17 protein-coding genes are annotated in these 17,932 nt (G+C 45.3%); 3 read left to right on the forward strand and 14 right to left on the reverse strand.

The genetic code is table 11. The annotated features are described in order from the left end of the window. Positions 1 to 494: 494 nt before the first annotated feature. The 5 genes from MHB43_RS25510 to MHB43_RS25530 all read right to left on the reverse strand — a co-directional run bounded on the left by MHB43_RS25510 (position 495) and on the right by MHB43_RS25530 (position 4,714). Complete coding sequence (locus MHB43_RS25510) at positions 495 to 941, reverse strand: hypothetical protein (protein WP_405130698.1); 447 nt, start codon at positions 939 to 941, stop codon at positions 495 to 497. 105 nt (positions 942 to 1,046) lie between these two features. Continuing rightward, positions 1,047 to 1,553 (reverse strand): type 1 glutamine amidotransferase domain-containing protein, encoded by a 507-nt coding sequence (locus MHB43_RS25515; RefSeq protein WP_221824759.1) that lies wholly within the window; start codon positions 1,551 to 1,553, stop codon positions 1,047 to 1,049. A 265-nt stretch (positions 1,554 to 1,818) separates the two neighbouring features. Beyond that, the gene (locus tag MHB43_RS25520) at positions 1,819 to 1,986 is read right to left on the reverse strand and encodes a hypothetical protein (protein ID WP_221824760.1); all 168 of its coding nucleotides are present in this window, start codon (positions 1,984 to 1,986) and stop codon (positions 1,819 to 1,821) included. Positions 1,987 to 2,062: 76 nt separating this feature from the next. Beyond that, a complete protein-coding gene (gene dtd, locus MHB43_RS25525; RefSeq protein ID WP_221824761.1) occupies positions 2,063 to 2,524 on the reverse strand; it encodes a D-aminoacyl-tRNA deacylase in 462 nt (153 codons plus the stop codon). A gap of 12 nt (positions 2,525 to 2,536) precedes the next feature. Beyond that, complete coding sequence (locus MHB43_RS25530) at positions 2,537 to 4,714, reverse strand: bifunctional (p)ppGpp synthetase/guanosine-3',5'-bis(diphosphate) 3'-pyrophosphohydrolase (RefSeq protein WP_036616894.1); 2,178 nt, start codon at positions 4,712 to 4,714, stop codon at positions 2,537 to 2,539. Positions 4,715 to 5,088: 374 nt separating this feature from the next. Between MHB43_RS25530 and uraA the strand changes: the two genes are divergently transcribed. Next, positions 5,089 to 6,405 (forward strand): uracil permease, encoded by a 1,317-nt coding sequence (gene uraA, locus MHB43_RS25535; RefSeq protein WP_405130699.1) that lies wholly within the window; start codon positions 5,089 to 5,091, stop codon positions 6,403 to 6,405. Between the two features lie 155 nt (positions 6,406 to 6,560). Here the strand turns inward: uraA and MHB43_RS25540 are convergent, their stop codons facing one another. From MHB43_RS25540 to MHB43_RS25565, 6 genes are all read right to left on the reverse strand, one after another. Then, entirely contained in the window at positions 6,561 to 7,076 is a 516-nt protein-coding gene (locus tag MHB43_RS25540) for an adenine phosphoribosyltransferase (protein WP_405130701.1), read from the reverse strand. A 37-nt stretch (positions 7,077 to 7,113) separates the two neighbouring features. Beyond that, positions 7,114 to 9,522 (reverse strand): single-stranded-DNA-specific exonuclease RecJ, encoded by a 2,409-nt coding sequence (recJ, locus tag MHB43_RS25545; RefSeq protein ID WP_221824763.1) that lies wholly within the window; start codon positions 9,520 to 9,522, stop codon positions 7,114 to 7,116. Between the two features lie 40 nt (positions 9,523 to 9,562). Then, complete coding sequence (locus tag MHB43_RS25550; RefSeq protein WP_145150218.1) at positions 9,563 to 10,522, reverse strand: cation diffusion facilitator family transporter; 960 nt, start codon at positions 10,520 to 10,522, stop codon at positions 9,563 to 9,565. A gap of 73 nt (positions 10,523 to 10,595) precedes the next feature. Beyond that, entirely contained in the window at positions 10,596 to 11,504 is a 909-nt protein-coding gene (secF, locus tag MHB43_RS25555) for a protein translocase subunit SecF (RefSeq protein ID WP_221824764.1), read from the reverse strand. Continuing rightward, positions 11,494 to 12,744: a protein translocase subunit SecD gene (gene secD, locus MHB43_RS25560; RefSeq protein ID WP_405130702.1), complete on the reverse strand. Its 1,251-nt coding sequence runs from the start codon at positions 12,742 to 12,744 to the stop codon at positions 11,494 to 11,496. The genes secF and secD overlap by 11 nt, the downstream gene beginning before the upstream one ends. Positions 12,745 to 12,835: 91 nt before the next feature. Next, the gene (locus MHB43_RS25565) at positions 12,836 to 13,075 is read right to left on the reverse strand and encodes a post-transcriptional regulator (RefSeq protein ID WP_036617497.1); all 240 of its coding nucleotides are present in this window, start codon (positions 13,073 to 13,075) and stop codon (positions 12,836 to 12,838) included. Positions 13,076 to 13,302: 227 nt separating this feature from the next. Here MHB43_RS25565 and spoVB point away from each other — a divergent pair, with 227 nt between their 5' ends. Then, positions 13,303 to 14,925: a stage V sporulation protein B gene (spoVB, locus tag MHB43_RS25570; RefSeq protein WP_405130703.1), complete on the forward strand. Its 1,623-nt coding sequence runs from the start codon at positions 13,303 to 13,305 to the stop codon at positions 14,923 to 14,925. A 7-nt stretch (positions 14,926 to 14,932) separates the two neighbouring features. Here spoVB and MHB43_RS25575 read toward each other — a convergent pair whose 3' ends face one another. Then, on the reverse strand, positions 14,933 to 15,652 hold the full coding sequence (locus MHB43_RS25575; RefSeq protein ID WP_221824799.1) for a DUF421 domain-containing protein: 720 nt from the start codon (positions 15,650 to 15,652) through the stop codon (positions 14,933 to 14,935). A 227-nt stretch (positions 15,653 to 15,879) separates the two neighbouring features. Here MHB43_RS25575 and MHB43_RS25580 point away from each other — a divergent pair, with 227 nt between their 5' ends. After that, positions 15,880 to 16,272 (forward strand): TIGR04086 family membrane protein, encoded by a 393-nt coding sequence (locus MHB43_RS25580; RefSeq protein WP_017686772.1) that lies wholly within the window; start codon positions 15,880 to 15,882, stop codon positions 16,270 to 16,272. A 125-nt stretch (positions 16,273 to 16,397) separates the two neighbouring features. On the opposite strand, the gene yajC is transcribed toward MHB43_RS25580, so the two are convergent. Both yajC and tgt read right to left on the reverse strand, forming a co-directional pair. Next, a complete protein-coding gene (gene yajC, locus MHB43_RS25585) occupies positions 16,398 to 16,712 on the reverse strand; it encodes a preprotein translocase subunit YajC (protein WP_145324035.1) in 315 nt (104 codons plus the stop codon). A gap of 67 nt (positions 16,713 to 16,779) precedes the next feature. Then, complete coding sequence (gene tgt / locus MHB43_RS25590) at positions 16,780 to 17,916, reverse strand: tRNA guanosine(34) transglycosylase Tgt (protein ID WP_076212514.1); 1,137 nt, start codon at positions 17,914 to 17,916, stop codon at positions 16,780 to 16,782. Positions 17,917 to 17,932: the final 16 nt, after the last annotated feature.

The following is a 17,932-nucleotide window of genomic DNA, read 5'->3' on the forward strand; positions in this document are numbered from 1 at the left end:
TACTTATATAAAAAAGGTGGGGCCGTTTCAGCGAGTATATGTTCATCTGGAATATGACGGATCACTCTGGCGATGAGTTCCTCATACTCTCTGTCATAGGATTGGATTCGCCTGAACCCAATCGCTGGAGCTAGATTTACCGTCCAATGTAGGCCAACTATGAAAACAATTCGCTGTAGAATATATAAACCCATCTCTCTATTCTAGCAAAAATTGAATAAAGGGGTAAGCTCTGCCCAAAACATACACATTCTCAGCTCAAAAAAAATAGCCTGCACACGGTGTGCAGGCTCAAAGGATATATAAAAAAAGGGGGTCATGTGTGTTATTATAAGCCCACTATGTTAAAGGCTTATGTAACTAATATTACAGTAATATTACAAAAATGATAGCGCTTTATAATTGTGTTTTTTAATATATTTATAATTGAAAAACCCTTGCACATTACTCGACTCTGTAGTCAAGCAGTGCAAGGGCCTAGAAGTATCTACACGTTAATTCAACTCTTCCACATAGGCATGGTTGGAACGAAGCTTATGAACAATCTCTTCATAATCCTCATCCCTTACTTTGGCAGACAGAACATAATGCAGATCATCATAATCGGCCGAAGACACATCCGAAGCATTCAGCATGTCTCCATCCTCATTCACTCTATCACGAGTATCCCGTTCTGCATCACGGTCCACATTGGCTACCACAGGGATCACATTTTCGCTGGTTGGAACACCCGGGGCTGCACCTACACCCATTGCACCGTTGGTACCTACGCCACCTGCTGTATTATAAGGCACCAGTGGCACCATAACACGCGTGTCTCTACCTATCGCACTATCGAGCTGACCTACTTCCAAATGCTCTGTACGGAACGTCTGAAGTGAAGTTCTTGCGCCCTCTGCCTCGTCTTCGGTTCGAAAATACGCCTGAATATGTTTTGTCATGTCAAACCCTCCTTTTTCGGAATGAAATGCAACGTGAAGTTTGTAAAACGTCACGACGTAACGTAGTTAAGATACATCCATGTATGTCAGTTGAACTGGGTGAAGTTATATAACTTTTAGCAGTTCACGTACAAACGCTGGCTCATCTTCGGGTGTTCGGGATGTAATATAGTTTCCATCCACAACGGCCTCATGATCCTTGAACTCTGCTCCTGCGTTTACCATGTCATCCTTAAGTGGTGGATAGGATGTAATGGTGCGGCCTTTCAACAGACCGGCACTAGCCAAAATTTGCGGACCATGGCAGATCGCTGCAATTGGTTTCTTCGCACTGTTGATCTCGGTGACAAACTTCAAGATGTGTGCATCCGTTCGCAAATTCTCTGGGGATGATCCACCAGGAATCACGACTGCATCATAATCTGAAGCGGATGCATCACCAATCGCCTTATCTGTGGTATAGGAGGCCTTTCCTCCTTTACCTTTAAGGGTCTCACCGACTTTCAATCCGATAATCTCCACTTCATGTCCAGCTTTTTTTACTTCGTCATACGGGACCTGCATCTCCGAATCTTCAAAGTCATTCGCCAATAAAAAAGCAACTTTACTCATAACGTATGTTCTCCTTTCCGTGTTCGAACTTTCTTTATAAAATCGGGTCTTGCAGTACATTGGCACTTCATTGTGCCTCGTTTTGTTATTACCCTCACCAGAGCAATTTATAACAATTGGGTGTAATTTCATTTTGTGACGAAGTCCTCAAACGAATAGTTAAAAGAATCAACTCACGACAAAAAGTCCTGATTCGGGAAGGAATCAGGACTTTTTAGAATCTGTATAATCCAAATATCGGATATTTATATACCTGTGTAAACATTCAAGATCGCGGAAGATGACTCTTCTTCCCTTTGTCCGAATCCTGAAGTGCCCAGATCGTTGCAACATACTCTGCAGCCGAACGGGCAAGGTGCAATGATTCATACAGGTTGCCAGGGAGTAACAAAGGTTCTGTACGGGTACGTGTTTCTTTCGCAGATTGGCGCATAATTGGATGGGTACTCCTTTGATCATGAAATAGTCATCAACGAATTATCCCTTATTATGGCCTGAACCCTATGAAATTATGCACCTGGTTCCTGACGAACCGGACTTTCAAGTATCAAAGTCACGGGTCCCCAGTTGGTAAATGTTACATCCATCATCGCTCCGAAACGCCCGGTTTCAACCTGAATACCTTTATCCCGTAGTAGTTGATTAAATGTTTCATATAACAGTTCTGCCGCTTCAGGTCGGGCCGCAGCAGCAAAGCTCGGACGCTTTCCTTTGCGACAATCTCCGTACAGGGTGAACTGGGAAACAGACAATACAGCACCGCCTACATCAAGCAGGCTGAGATTCATCTTCTCCTGATCATCCTCAAATATCCGCAACCCACTAACTTTGTCAGCCAGATACTGGGCATCCTTCTCGGTATCCTCATGGGTAATGCCTACGAGCAGCATTAATCCGGATTCGATCTTACCTGTAAGCTCGTCTCCCACGGTCACCTGAGCCTCTTTACAACGTTGTACAAGCACCCTCATCTAACAGGCTCCTTACTGCATAATCCGATGCACCGAATAGACATCTTTCACACGTTTGATCCGTTCTACAACGGATTGCAGATGATCCGTATTACGAATCAGAATTGTGACGTGCACCAATGCTAATTTATTTTTATCTGTCCGTCCTGTAACGGCAGATATATTAGTTTTACTTTCGGATACAGCCTGAAGTACCTCGTTAAGCAAGCCATTCCGATCATGGCCTGTAATCTCAATATCCACACTGTAACTTGCTTCGATATTCTCTTCCCACTCGACCTCAATAACACGTGCTGCTTCTTCACCGTCTGCACTTGTCGGGATATTCGGACAGTCACTACGGTGTACGGAAACGCCGCGTCCGCGTGTAACGTATCCGATAATGTCATCTCCAGGTACAGGATTACAGCATCTTGCGAATCGAACAAGCAGATTATCGATGCCTTTGACACGAATACCGTTGGTTGGTCGATTTCTGCGCTCAGGTGCAGGTTTCAGCTCGCGCATCTCGGAATTTAATTCCAGCAAACTGGACTCTTCCTGCTCTTTACGCAGTTTTTCGGTTGCTTTGGTTACAATCTGTGCAGCAGTAATCCCACCGAATCCAACAGCCGCAAGCATGTCATCAATATCATTAAACGCATATTTTTTGGCAGCTTCCATCAGCTTGTCATCCGTCATCCACGCAGAAGGATCAAGCCCCATGCGTTTCAGTTCACGCTCACAGCTCTCCCGACCTTTTTCAACGTTTTCTTCACGGCGTTCCTTCTTGAACCATTGCTTGATCTTCGCTCGTGCATGAGAAGATTTCGCAATTTTCATCCAGTCCTGGCTCGGTCCGTAAGAATGTTTGGACGTCAAAATTTCGATGATGTCACCTGTCTTCAGATGATAATCGAGCGGAACAATCCGACCGTTTACTTTGGCGCCAATGGTACGATTACCAACCTCTGTATGGATTCGATAAGCAAAATCCAAAGGAACAGAGCCGATTGGCAATTCAATGACTTCTCCTTTTGGCGTAAATACAAATACCAGATCCGAGAAGAAATCCATTTTGAGTGACTCTACGAATTCTGATGCATCCTGTGCTTCGTTTTGAAGTTCAAGAATTTCACGGAAGAACGTAATCTTATCTTCAAAATGATTTCCGTTCGCAGCGCCTTCTTTGTAGGCCCAGTGGGCAGCAATACCAAATTCAGCAGTCCGGTGCATATCCCATGTCCGGATCTGTACTTCCGTTGGTTCGCCATTGGGACCAACTACCGTTGTATGCAGCGATTGATACATATTCGCCTTTGGCATCGCAATGTAGTCTTTAAAGCGTCCAGGCATCGGTTTCCATAGCGTGTGTATAATTCCCAGGGTAGCATAACAATCCTTGATATTATCCACAATAATACGAATGGCAAGCAGATCGTAAATTTCGTTAAACTGCTTGTTTTTGGTGGTCATTTTCTTGAACACGCTGTAGATATGTTTCGGGCGGCCCGAAAGGTCTGCCTGAATTCCCATCTCATCGAGCTTGTTCGTAATTCCATCCATAACCGTATCAATATATTGCTCCCGTTCCGCACGTTTTTTGTGCATTAGGTTTGCAATTCGGTAATACTGCTGCGGATTCAAATAACGGAGGGCGATGTCCTCCATTTCCCATTTGATTGCAGAGATACCCAAACGGTTTGCAATCGGACAGAAAATTTCCAGCGTCTCATATGAAATCCGGCGCTGGCTTTCTTCCGACTGAAACTTGAGTGTCCGCATATTATGCAGACGGTCAGCCAATTTAATCACGATGACACGGATGTCCTGCGCCATGGCGATGAACATTTTGCGGTAGTTCTCGTTCTGCTGTTCTTCCTTGGAGCGAAACTGAATACGTTCCAGCTTCGTCAAGCCGTCAACAAGCATGGCACACGTATTGCCGAAATGATTGCGGATCTCTTCAAGTGAGACCGTAGTATCCTCTACTACATCATGAAGAAGCGCTGCTATTATGGAGATGGTGTCCATCTGCATGTTCACAACAATGTCGGCAACCGCAAGCGGATGCAGAATATACGGTTCTCCCGATTTTCGCGTCTGTCCATGGTGGGCCTGATCAGCAAATTCGTAAGCTTCTCGTATGCGCACCAGATCGGGTTCTTTGATATATGCCCCGGCCTTCTCGAGTAATTGCTCTATGCCCATTCTGATCTGTTCCGTGTCCTTTCTATACCAAATGGAACCCGTGACAGTGCTGCAACACAGGTTCCCCGTAAAAGTAATTTCCTATAATTATGACGCTTCACCCGTTTCCCGTCAACTGCTGACGAATAAGAGCGCTTATCCAATTTTTATATTGGTGATCTGAATTACTTCTAACCCGTTTCCCTATGACTCACAGGGGATTGGATGTATTTCTTATTTTCTTATGTATTATTGCCGTTATTTGCTGAAATAGAAGGAAAATTCATGAAATTATAAATTCCATGGCTCTGCTACGTCAAAAATGTTATTGCTTAATTAAGAGAAACTCTGTAATCTATTGAAAGTTTGTGTTTCGGAAAAGGAGATGAAATTCATTGCAACGCGAAATTCAGGTTAATCAAAAGATGCCACTCGGCTCAGGTTCACTGCTTAGCCTTCAGCATTTGTTCGCCATGTTTGGCAGTACGGTGCTTGTACCGAACCTGTTCGGTGTCGACCCTAGTATGATATTGCTGATGAACGGAATTGGAACCCTGCTGTACATACTAATGTGTAAAGGAAAAATCCCCGCCTATTTGGGTTCCAGCTTTGCTTTTATTGCTCCTGTCACGATGATATTAAAAGAACATCCAGAGAACGGTTACTCGATGGCTCTTGGCGCCTTTATCATAACAGGTATTGTTTTCTGTCTGGTAGCTCTCATTGTGAAATATGTCGGAACAGGCTGGATTAACGTGGTATTCCCACCAGCAGTTATGGGTGCCATCGTTGCTTTGATCGGTCTGGAGCTTGTACCTGTTGCAGCTGGTATGGCCGGATTGATTAATTCCGATCCGGTAGCTAATCCCAGCTGGGTTCCTCAGGCGAAACCTATTATACTCTCCATGGCCACGCTCGGGATCACTGTCATTGGTGCCGTAACATTCCGTGGATTCCCCAAAATCATTCATATTCTAATCGGTATCGTAGTGGGTTATATCCTTGGTTATTCTATGGGTCTGGTTGATAAACAGGCTATTGGAAATGCTGATTTCCTCTCACTACCAACCGTAACCACTCCTACATTTGACTGGTCTGTTGTCTTCACCATTTTACCTGTAGCACTCGTGGTTATTGTAGAACATATTGGACATTTGCTTGTAACGAGCAGCATTGTAGGCAAAGATCTCTCGAAAGACCCTGGCCTCCATCGTTCCCTGCTTGGTAACGGCGTATCCACCATACTGTCAGGGTTTGTAGGATCAACCCCGAATACAACCTATGGTGAGAACATCGGTGTTATGGCTCTGACTCGGGTATACTCCACATACGTTATTGGAGGCGCAGCGGTTATTGCAATTGTACTCTCCTTCTCAGGAACATTTTCGGCGCTTGTAGCCAACATCCCTGTACCTGTTATGGGCGGCGTATCCCTTCTTCTGTTCGGGGTAATTGCGGCATCCGGTCTGCGTATTCTGGTTGAACAGAAAGTTGACTTTGCCAAACCAACCAATCTGATTCTCACTACACTTGTACTGGTCATCGGACTGAGTGGTACAGAAGTTATCTTCTACGGCGTTCATCTGAAAGGGATGGCACTCGCAACCATCGTTGGAATCCTGATGAGCTTGTTGTTTAAGCTGTTTGAAGTGCTGGGTTGGTTGAATGAAGACTCCAGAAAACAGCCTATTACTGAAAAAACACCTGATTAATTTCCATCATATACACATCAAAAAGCCTGTTCTTCCAACCGTAAGGTTAGGGAGAACAGGCTTTTTGATAATCATTAATGCTGTATATTATTTCCCGGGAAAAGGGAAAAGCAATTCAGGTTTTAATCACAACACTCCAAGTGGAGATTTTAAACTTAGTAGTTCATCAATGTGAATACATCGATTTTCTCTGGCAATTTAGCACGACCATTCAGATCAGACAGTTCGATCAGGAATGCAGCTCCGGCAACGTTCCCACCCAATTGTTCAATCAAGTTGATGGAAGTTGCAATCGTTCCACCCGTTGCGAGCAGATCATCTGCGATCAGGACATTTTGACCTTTTTCAATCGCATCTGTGTGCATCGCGAGTGTATCCTTGCCATACTCGAGATCATAACCAACTTCAATCGTCTCTCCAGGCAGTTTTCCACTTTTGCGAATCGGAGCAAAACCGACACCAAGAGCATATGCCAGAGGGGCGCCCACAACGAAACCACGTGCTTCAGGTCCAGCAATAACGTCAATTTTGAGATCAGAAACCATCACTTTCAGTTCATTGATCGCATTGCGGTACATTTCTCCATCCTTCAACAATGTTGTAATGTCCTTAAAGCTGATTCCCGGTTGTGGAAAGTCAGGAATGACACGAATATAATCTTTAAAATCCAAAATAATCTCCTCCTAAAATAAATACACAAACTTCCATCTAAGATACGCCCTTCATCCGGGATATCATCCATTGTGTCAGTTGCGGTGTGGCTGCATCCAGCATCACCTGTTCTATCTCAGCCATATTTTCGAGCGCCTGATAGTGACGTGAAGCGGTTAGTTCACGCTTAGGCGGGTTATCCACAAACGCAATTTTGCCGTTATCACGGGTAATGAAGGATAACTCTTCGAATACATCCAACATCATCGTAATCATGCGCGGCGAACAACCACACTGACGACTGAGCACAGGAGTAATCTCTTGTTCCTCCACGGGTTCAGCTTTCCATTTCAACACCTGCATATAAATACGCTTAAAGAGTTCTCTGGAAGGCATCTGAAGGCGATCTCGGCGGTTGCCTGATCCGTGCAGAAGGATGATATTCTCAGCTCCACTGAACAAAGCCAGCATGGCATCAAGTTGTTCCGGGGTTTCCGGCGTATCAAACACAAATAACGTCCGGACTTGTTCCTGTCCATAATGCTGTGCAGCAGCATTACACGGAAATAACCCGACCTTTCTATCATATACCCAAAGGCAAGGTTCATACAATGAATTTCCCTCGGAAACATCTGTTTCTTTCCGAACAATAGCACCAACAGAACCTGATTTATATCGCAGATGCACCTCAAGTGAGCTCAAGAAATGCTTCATTGCATTTAGTGGCTCGGCATTACCGCGTAAATCAAACACTTGGACCTGAGGAACATGAATGTCCTGAAGCATCAATTGAGGTTTTCTCATCCCATTCCATTCATTGATGGACAGTTCCCCCATCACATCAATAACGGAACCCGGGAGAAGAAACTCTGCTAACGCTCCCTTGCCAAAAGCGACGGTTTCCAGTTGCAGACCATCCTGCTCCAGAACCAGTTTCAGATGGCGTTTCTCTCGTCCCATTGTTCTGGTTTCCTTCACAGTCACACTTCTCAATACAAACCGTGGCGAAGGATTGCTCATCCCGAAAGGCTGCAATCTGTCGATCTCCTGGATCACTTTCAGCGGAACATCACTAATTCTGCATTCATCATCCGCAAGACGTTGAGGTACAAAGTCCTCTTCGGTCAACACGGTTGCAGCAAACTCATTCAACCCCACCTCAAGTTCTTCCAGTTGATCCCGATGCAGGGTCATCCCTGCAGCAGCCGGATGTCCTCCGTAATGATCCATGGTGTGTTTGTTGACTGTGAGTGCCTCATAGATATCCAAGCCCTCAATGGAGCGCGCAGAGCCTTTGCAGACTCCACTCTCTGGATCAATCCCAAGAATAAGTGTAGGTCGGTAATAGCGGTCCAGCAATTTGGAAGCCACAATACCAACCACTCCGACATTCCAGCCTTCACCAGCCAATACGATTACATCTGGAACGGATCCAGAACGAAGCTGTATCTTTTGTTCCAACTGTGCCGTTGCTTCTTGTAATATGCCCTCTACGACTTGCTGCCGTTCCCGATTCAATAGATCAAGCTGACCGGCTAGCGTATGAGCTTCATCCAGATTCTCGGTTGTGAGCAGCGACACCGCCCGTCCCGCATGGTCCAAACGTCCACTAGCATTAATACGTGGTGCCATGGCGAAGGCAATATTAATCGAGGTCACCTGACTCTGATCCACACCACTGATTTCCAGCAACGCACTTACACCTGGAAGACGCGAGCCACGCATGGATTCTATTCCATAACTGACGATAACCCGATTTTCACCTTCCAAAGGCATCAGATCGGCAACCGTACCGATAGCGGCAATCTCCATCCATTCACCGGGCACTTCCCCGATCAATGCCTGAGCCAGCTTTAAGGCTACCCCCGCACCTGCCAAACCTTTAAAAGGATACGGACATCCCGGAAGTTTCGGATTAATAAGTGTATAAGCTTCCGGTAAAATTTCAGGTGGTTCGTGGTGGTCTGTCACAATGACCTCGATGCCCAGCGTTGCCGCATAGGCAATCTGTTCAACAGCACTGATTCCGGTATCCACGGTAATAATCAATGAAACGCCCTGTTGATGGGCCCAATCCAACGCATGGTTGTGCAATCCATACCCTTCATTCGAGCGATGAGGGATATATATATCATACGAGGCCCCAAGATGACGCATCAGGTGGATCATCAGCGATGTACTGGATACGCCGTCAGCGTCATAGTCCCCATAGATTAAAATATGTTCTTCCCGCTCCAAAGCCAGTTTAATTCGAGGGACAGCTTCATTCATGCCGAGTAGCAGATACGGATCATGCATCTGATTCAGATCAGGATGCAAAAAACGTTCGGCCTCCTTCTCATTGTGCACTCCTCGACTCACAAGCAAACGTCCAACAAGGGGTGAAACGGAAAGCGCCTGCGAGAGTCCCGCAGCCGCCTCCAGATCGATATTCGGTGTATTCCACCGGTATTGCGAATAAAGCAATGATAACGCTCCTTTCCTGATCTACTGGACCCGCGCTTCACTACTGAATTAATGTCGCTTCGTGATCGGGCAGTTCATGATTGGATTTATAAGGATAGCCTGGATCATAAGGTATCGCTTGAATCTGTACTTCTTTCACATGACTGAAACGGGTTAGCAGTAGAGTCTTGGCCCGATTAGCAATCTCCTGTGCTTCCAGTATTGAGATTCTCGGATTCACACTAATGACCAGCTCAATCGTAACGTCATGTTCCTGTTCACGTGCAACCAAATGCTCAATGGTAATGATGCCATATACCCGCTGTACGGTCTCTTTGAAATCTGACGCTTCTTCCTGCTCCAGCTCCTGAACGAGTGAACCATAGACTGTGTCCACAATCATTCGGTAACCCTTGTGAAGCACAAAACAGGAAGCAATCAACGCAGCCGTGGGGTCCAGGTAGAGCAGCATGCTCAAACCCGTCTCTTCACCAGCCATCGATCCTATAATGCCGATTAACACGGTGAGCGAACAATAGAGTGCACGGCGATGTTGCTGTGCATAGGCCAGCGCCTGAGACTGGTTTCGTTTACGGAAATATCTGTACTGAAATTGAAAAATCGCTTCTTTCACAGCCAGAGCTGCAACAGCCACCAAAAGTACCGACTTGCCGGGTGCTTCCGGTTCACTTCCGGAGAGACTCCCCAATGCGGAGATGGCAAGCTGTAAGCCGCCCATAAGGATCAGCACAGATAACAATACTGAAATTCCCGGTCTAGCAACACGTGAGTGTTCTTTAAAGCGTTCCCTGCGTGCCTTGCTCTTATGGCGTACAGACTTGGAGGGAAAGAGACCAGCCAGGGCAGAACCAGCTTCAGAAGCAGAATACAAGCCGTCTGCGAGCAACGATTTGCTATTTGCCATGTAACCGACCCCAGCCTTGATCACCGCAAGTCCCATATTACCAGCAATACCGCTCCATGTGGCAGCTTGAGCAGATGGGATATGTTCTCTGGTCATGAATATTCCCCCTTAATTCTGTACATAAAGTTGCAAAACCGCGCCTGGCAGACGCGGCTTCACAATACGATGTTTAGTTAGATTCTTTAGCTACTGTTTTTGGCTTATCCACTTGTTTACCTTTGAGCGTGAACCATAATGGAGCGGCGATATAGATTGAAGAATAGGCACCAAAGAATGTTCCGATCACCATCGCCAGAGAGAACATACGAATAGACTCTCCGCCAAAAATAAACAAACAGAGTGAAGCAATAAATACAGTAAATGTTGTATTCAGCGAGCGCGTCATCGTTTGGGCTAAACTCCGGTTGACCACTTCACGTAGATCAGCTTTCGTTGATTTTTTGGCGAAACGCAGATTCTCCCGAATCCGGTCAAAGATAACGATGGTATCGTTGATCGAGAATCCGACAATGGTTAGTACAGCCGTAATAAAGGTCAGATTCACTTCAAGACGGAATATAGAAAATACACTTATAACTACGAAAGCATCATGGAATATGGAAACAACCGCTGCCAAAGCGAATCGCCATTCGAATCGAATCGCAACATAGATCATGATTCCGATACTAGCAATCAGTACCGCATAGATCGCATTACGCTCAAGCTCTTTGGCCATCTCTGGATCAACGGTATTCACTTCATAGGAAGCCGTCTCATCCAGTTTGCTAAATTCTTGCTTGAATTTGCTTTCTTGGTTTTCATCCAGTACGTTCGAGAATCGAACATTAACCCGATCAGATCCAGTCGTGATCTGGACTTCCTTTGTGTCAACACCCAGTTCATTCACGATTGGATTGATTTGCTCCGCTGTGATGGCTTTGGATACGGTGATATCCACATTTGATCCTGAACGGAAATCAACGGCGTAGTTCAATCCAAGTGAGAGCAAACTGATAATCCCTACTACAGTCAAAATGATCGAGAATGTATAGGCAATTTTACTTCCTTTAATATAATCAAAATTCCAATTAAAGCGCACGAATTTCACTCTCCTTCACTCCGAAGTACTTAGGCTTCTTCAACACGTTAGCCCGTACGAGCAGGGTCAACAGGAAGCGGGAGAAGAAAATATTCGTGATAATGCTGGTGACAATATCAAAAATCAGCACGAGTGCAAACCCTTTAACCGCACCTGTACCTAGGAAGAACATAACAGCGGCTGCAATAATGGTTGTGACATTGGAGTCAATGATTGTACGGAAGGAATGTTTACCACCCGCTTTAACCGATGACAAGATCGACTTACCACTGCGCATCTCTTCCTTAATCCGTTCGTACGTGATGATATTGGCATCCACCGCCATCCCTATACCCAGGATAAACGCCGCAATACCTGGAAGGGTAAGCACGAATTCTCCCATATAGAAGATTGCAAGTACCAGCCACGTATGTGTAATCAAGGCAAAACTCGCGATAATACCAGGAATGCGATAAAGCCCAATCATGAACACTAGAATAATAACGGAACCAATCAATCCCGCTTTAATGGTCTGATCCAGAGAAAGCTTACCAAGTGTTGCACCAACACTTTGTGAATACTTCTCTGTAAGTTTCAGTGGCAATGCACCCAGGTTAATGGTGTCACGAAGCTGGTTTGCTTCGTCACGTGTGTAAGCACCCGAAATCTGAGCGGAACCATCTGTCAACTGTTGTCTAACGGTTGGAGCAGAGAGCAGCTCATCGTCCAAATAAATGGCGAGAGGTTGTCCGATCAAACGTTTGGTGATCTCGGAAAACTTAGCTTTGTCTTTCACTTGAATGTCAATCATAGGCTCATTCAATTGAGTGAACACAACTTTGGCTGCATTCTCAACAAATTCATTTCCGCGAAGCTCAATTTTGGTGTATTCGCCTTCCTTGTCGTTCTCAGCTTTACTACGGAAGGTCAGAACAGCCGGTTCTTTCATTTTGGCTCTAACTTCAGCCTCATCCGTAACCCCTGCCAACTTCAATCGAATCCGGTTGCTTCCTTCAGTGGTTACCTCCGGTTCGCTTGTTCCGAGCGCATTGGCGCGGCTTTCAAGGCTTTTGGCCGTTTGCACCAAAGATGCTTTGGTGACTTGTTGACCTGCTTCGAGCGGCTCTGCTTCATATAAGATCTCGTAGCCTCCCTTTAAATCAAGGCCCAAGCGTATATTTTTGAGCAGTTCCGGGCTTGTTCCCACCATTACCCCTGTGGTGACAAGCACGACCAGAATGAAACTGATAATTCTTTTCATGCCGTTCCTAGATCCCCTTTCGTTCTCAATATTCCTATTATAGCGATGCCGTAAAAAGCAGTCAATTTTCAACAAAAAAGATCCCTTTCGTCTAGAAAGAGGACCCCCGGTATGCAGACACGGTCATAAAGTTCATAAAGCTTGTTGCTTTCAGTGACAAAATGTCGTTCACCAGCTGGTGAAGCGGTGGAATGCCCTGTTTTTCATATTTATGACTGACGCAATTCCAGACATCTTTGCTGGTGACATATTCGTAACCGACAAGCCTTAATTCCTCCGCTTTGCTACGGCAGAGCATCTCTATTGACTGTTCCAACTCCACATCATTCATTTCTTCCAACGGGGAGCCTCCCTTCGTACATCCAAGCCTTTATGCGGCATCAATATTACATGATTCGACTTCGCCTGATCATATTCCTTCTTGCTGATTATGGTTCTTTTTGTTAATCGTGTCCAAGTTGTCATGAGAAGATAAAGGACTGGCATAGGATGAAGAACAACGGCTTTGTCCCGTTTATGTTGATAGCCTGTACTTTCAACCGGGAAAGAGGGGTAGTCTTGAAGAAACAGACATTTATCCAGGGGGCCATGATCCTGCTCGCGGCAGGCATAATTAATCGAATACTTGGTTTCATTCCGCGCATTGCGCTGCCACGAGTCATTGGTGCAGAAGGTGTTGGCATCTACCAATTGAGCTATCCCTTTTTTATTGTACTGGTGACATTAATTACGGGTGGCATTCCGCTCGCCGTAGCCAAGCTCGTAGCCGAAGCTGATACCGGTGCCAATCGTTATTCCCCTCAGCGAATCCTGCAAGTAAGCTTAAGCTTTACGTTGACTCTGGGTGTTGTATTCATGTTTTTGTGCATCCTGTTTGCACCCTGGGTTACCAAGTACGTGCTCACAGATGAGCGGGTGTACCATACGTTCGTTAGTATGAGCCCCATGATTGCTATTATCGCCGTATCTGCTGTCTACAGAGGGTATTTCCAAGGTAAGCAAAACATGATGCCTACTGCCATTTCATCCATTGTTGAAACCATCATTCGTATCGTCTGTGTCATTTGGTTTGCCTGGCTTCTCCTCCCCCACGGTATTGCCCAAGCTGCTGCTGGTGCCATGCTGGGCGCACTCGTTGGAGAATTCGGCGGTATGCTTGTACTCTTGTGGAAGTATAACAGGCAGAAGAAAGAGTTACCGCTCGCCAAACATCAGAACATGCCCAATCTCACAACCAAACCTTTAAACCCAATACCTTCAGTTCTGAAAGAAACGGGTACTCCACAGCCCGGATTAATCCGGCGTTTGCTTGCAATCTCTATTCCTGTTACAGCAGGCCGATTGGTTGGCTCCTTATCCTATCTTGCCGAAACTATTGTTACTGCCCAGAGTCTGGCTCTGGCAGGCATATCCAAGGGACTTGCTACAGCACAATATGGTGCATTACAAGGTATGATTATTCCTTTGCTGCTGCTGCCGGGGGCACTAACCTCATCGCTCGCGACATCACTTGTGCCTTCACTGTCCGAAGCTTCTGCTCAGGGAGATCGCGCTCTGATTCACAAAAGAATGCATCAGGCCTTACGCTTGGCACTTGTGACAGGTGCTCCGTTTTCCGTGTTTATGTATGTGCTTGCCGAACCGATGTGTCTTGTTCTGTATAATGATGCATCGATCGGAAGCATGCTGAAGCTAATGGCTCCTTTTGCGTTGTTCATTTATATTCAAGCTCCTCTTCAAGCTGCGTTACAAGCTCTTGACCGTCCAGGTAAAGCACTGCTGAATACGTTTATCGGTGCGGTTATCAAAATCACCTTAATTTTAACACTCGCTTCCCGGCCCGAGTATGGCATCTTCGGTGCGGTTATTGCTATCTGTGTAAATTCTACTGTGGTTACCCTACTACATGCCCAAAGCGTACGTAAACTGCTACAATTCCGCTTTAAGATCATGGATTGGGTCAAGACGGTTGCCGGAATGTTTATCATGGGAGCAGCGACCCTGCTGGTATACGAAGAGACGGTCATGATACTGCCTTTTTGGGTCAGGATGCTTCTTGCTCCTTTTGTAGGGCTTATCGTTTATTTCATCGTCATGGGCTGGACGAAAATGATTGACTTTCATGATCTGTCCCGTGCTCCTTTTATTGGTTCATGGTTCAAACGTCGTTCAGGCAAATGATATTCATTCATTTTTTATCATCTTTTGGACTTACATACACTTTGCCATTGTGATCGATGGAGCATATAAATACATCTTTGAAATCCAAAATGCCATTATGCTGGATCTGATTTTTTAGCCAAAATCTCGTTTTCTGGATGAGCTCCAGATTCTGATCCTGGACTTTACCATCCATTATCAGAGGCAACGGCAGACCTTCATATTTGATATTTGGAAATCCATCGATTTGGTTTTTTCCTGTTTTGGATTTGCTGGAAGAAGACCCTTCTGAGTCAGAATCAGTAGAACTGTTACTGCTGCCATTAGAAGCATTTTGATCTTTAGGAAAAACGGTCAGCTTACCTGTGGTCTCCAATATTGCGAAATCAACCTCACCAATACTATCTACATTTTGTTCTCGGAGCTGTAATAACAGATCATCCAGGTTATATCGCTGTTTGCGCATCTCATCCCGATGAAGAACTCCTTTGGAGATCAATACGGTAGGTTTGCCATCAATCATCAAACGGAGTCTCCGACTCTTCAAACCGACAAAGGCCATTCCGATTTGCACGATGATAACCGTCAACATAGGTGCAATGCCATGAGACAATGGTTTATCTATATCTTCAATCACAAAGGCAGCCATCTCAGCGAGCATAATTGAGACGACCAGATCAAACATGGATAACTTACCTATCTCGCGTTTGCCCATAACCCGGATAGCACAATACACAAGGAAGTACATGAGAATGGTTCGAAAGATATGTGATCCGACATCTGGGAAGTTCACAACAGGGGTCCTCCTTCGAAACTGAGTTTTTTACAGTTAGCTGTAGTGCAATCCCTATTTTGACCTGAACCTTATATGCTCATGCAGAAATAATCCGTTCATTTAATGGAAATTCAGTTCATAAGTCCAAAGGCTTGACCATACACTGTATTAACTTATAACTTGTACAAGGGGGTTGCTTCATGCAATTGATCCGCCGCTTGGTTTCGTTTCGAGTGTCCAATCCGATTCTGTCAGGCCTCTGTCAGGCTTTTGTATGGATGTTTATCGGGGCATTAATACTCTCTTTGTTTCTCTGGATGAGCGGAATGCGGGAACAGGACCTCTCACTCTATACCTATGTTGTTCATGGCTTGTCATTATTGGTTGGTGGTTTTGTGGCAGGCAAACGTTCTGGTGAAAAAGGATGGTACTACGGAGGCATTACCGGAATTGTATATGGACTCCTTGTGCTATTGATCGGATTTCTCGCGCTGGATGCTTCGTTTAATTGGAAGGATAGTTTACAACTGCTTAGCGCATTCTTCATTTCAGCTCTCGGTGGCATGTTCGGTGTTAATACGCATCGCTCCTAGCTGACTGGTAAAGAACATCGACCTTCCCTCATAAATCAAAAAAGAGAACCGGGTCTCCAAGGAGGTCCGGTTCTCTACTAGGGAATGCGCCACAAACGCACCCTCGTTATTCTATGTTACAGTAACTATTCAACAGCCGTGTCACGAGCTACAGCCGTGCTGATTGCATTACGGTCAAACGTAAGCTTAGTTACATCGTTTACACGCAATACAACCACATCGTCCGTAATCTCAGCGATCGTACCGTGAAGGCCACCAATCGTTACAATTTTATCGCCTTTTTTCAATTGGCTCAGCATGGAATTCCGTTGCTTTTGCTTTTTGTTCTGTGGACGAATCATCAAGAAGTAGAAAATTGCAACCATGAGTACCAAAGGTACGATCAAAGATACAATTCCGCCGCCCGCTTGTGCTCCTGCTAGAGTCATTCCCTGAAACATTCAAAACTCCCCCTTATCGACTATACATACAGATATTACTTGTTACGCCAGTTCCCTTAAACCTCAATCAGAAACCTTTGTCATTGTCATGAAGACCATATTGATCGAAAAATTCATCCCGGAAATCAAGCAAACGATCTTCCATAATGGCTTTACGTACATTACGCATCAAATTCTGCAAGAAATGAAGATTATGGATCGTTGTCAAACGCAGGCCAAATGTTTCATCTGCTTTGATCAAATGACGCAGATAAGCTCTGGAATAGTTGCGACAAGTGTAGCAATCACATTCAGGATCTAATGGTCCAAAATCGGTTGCAAACTTGGCATTACGAATTACCAGACGTCCTTGGCTGGTCATCGTTGTTCCGTTACGGGCAATCCGAGTAGGCAGAACACAATCGAACATGTCCACTCCACGAATAGATCCCTCAATCAACGCATCGGGCGAACCTACCCCCATCAAATAACGTGGTTTATTGGACGGCAACAAAGGTAACGTATAATCCAATACACCATACATCAAATGTTTCGGTTCTCCAACACTCAGTCCACCAATAGCATACCCCGGGAAATCCATGGAAGTCAAATCTGCAGCGCTCTGACGGCGAAGATCTTCATGCATGCCTCCCTGTACGATGGCAAACAGACCTTGGTCATGCGGACGAGCGTGACTTTCGAGACAACGTTCTGCCCAGCGGCTTGTTCTTTCGAGTGATTTTTTTACATATTCATATTCAGCCGGATACGGTGGGCATTCATCAAAAGCCATCATAATATCGGAGCCAAGTGCATTCTGGATTTCCATCGCCACTTCAGGAGAAAGGAACTTCTTGTCTCCATTCAGATGAGAACGGAAGTTAACGCCTTCTTCCGTAATTTTGCGCATCTCGCTGAGAGAAAACACTTGGAATCCGCCGCTGTCCGTCAGAATAGGACGGTCCCAGTTCATGAATTTGTGCAGTCCGCCAGCTTCACGGATGATTTCATGTCCTGGTCTCAGAAACAGATGATAGGTATTACTCAAAATAATCTGAGCATCCATTTCTTTCAACTCTTCAGGGCTCATTGTTTTGACAGTCGCCTGTGTACCTACAGGCATAAAGGTTGGTGTCTCAATAACACCGTGAGGTGTATGTACACGTCCCAGACGTGCACCGGATTGTTTGCAAGTTTTGATATGTTCATACGTAATTGCTGCCATTGGTTTTAATCATCCT

This window comes from Paenibacillus sp. FSL H8-0317 (assembly GCF_045040685.1).
Lineage (GTDB): Bacteria > Bacillota > Bacilli > Paenibacillales > Paenibacillaceae > Paenibacillus.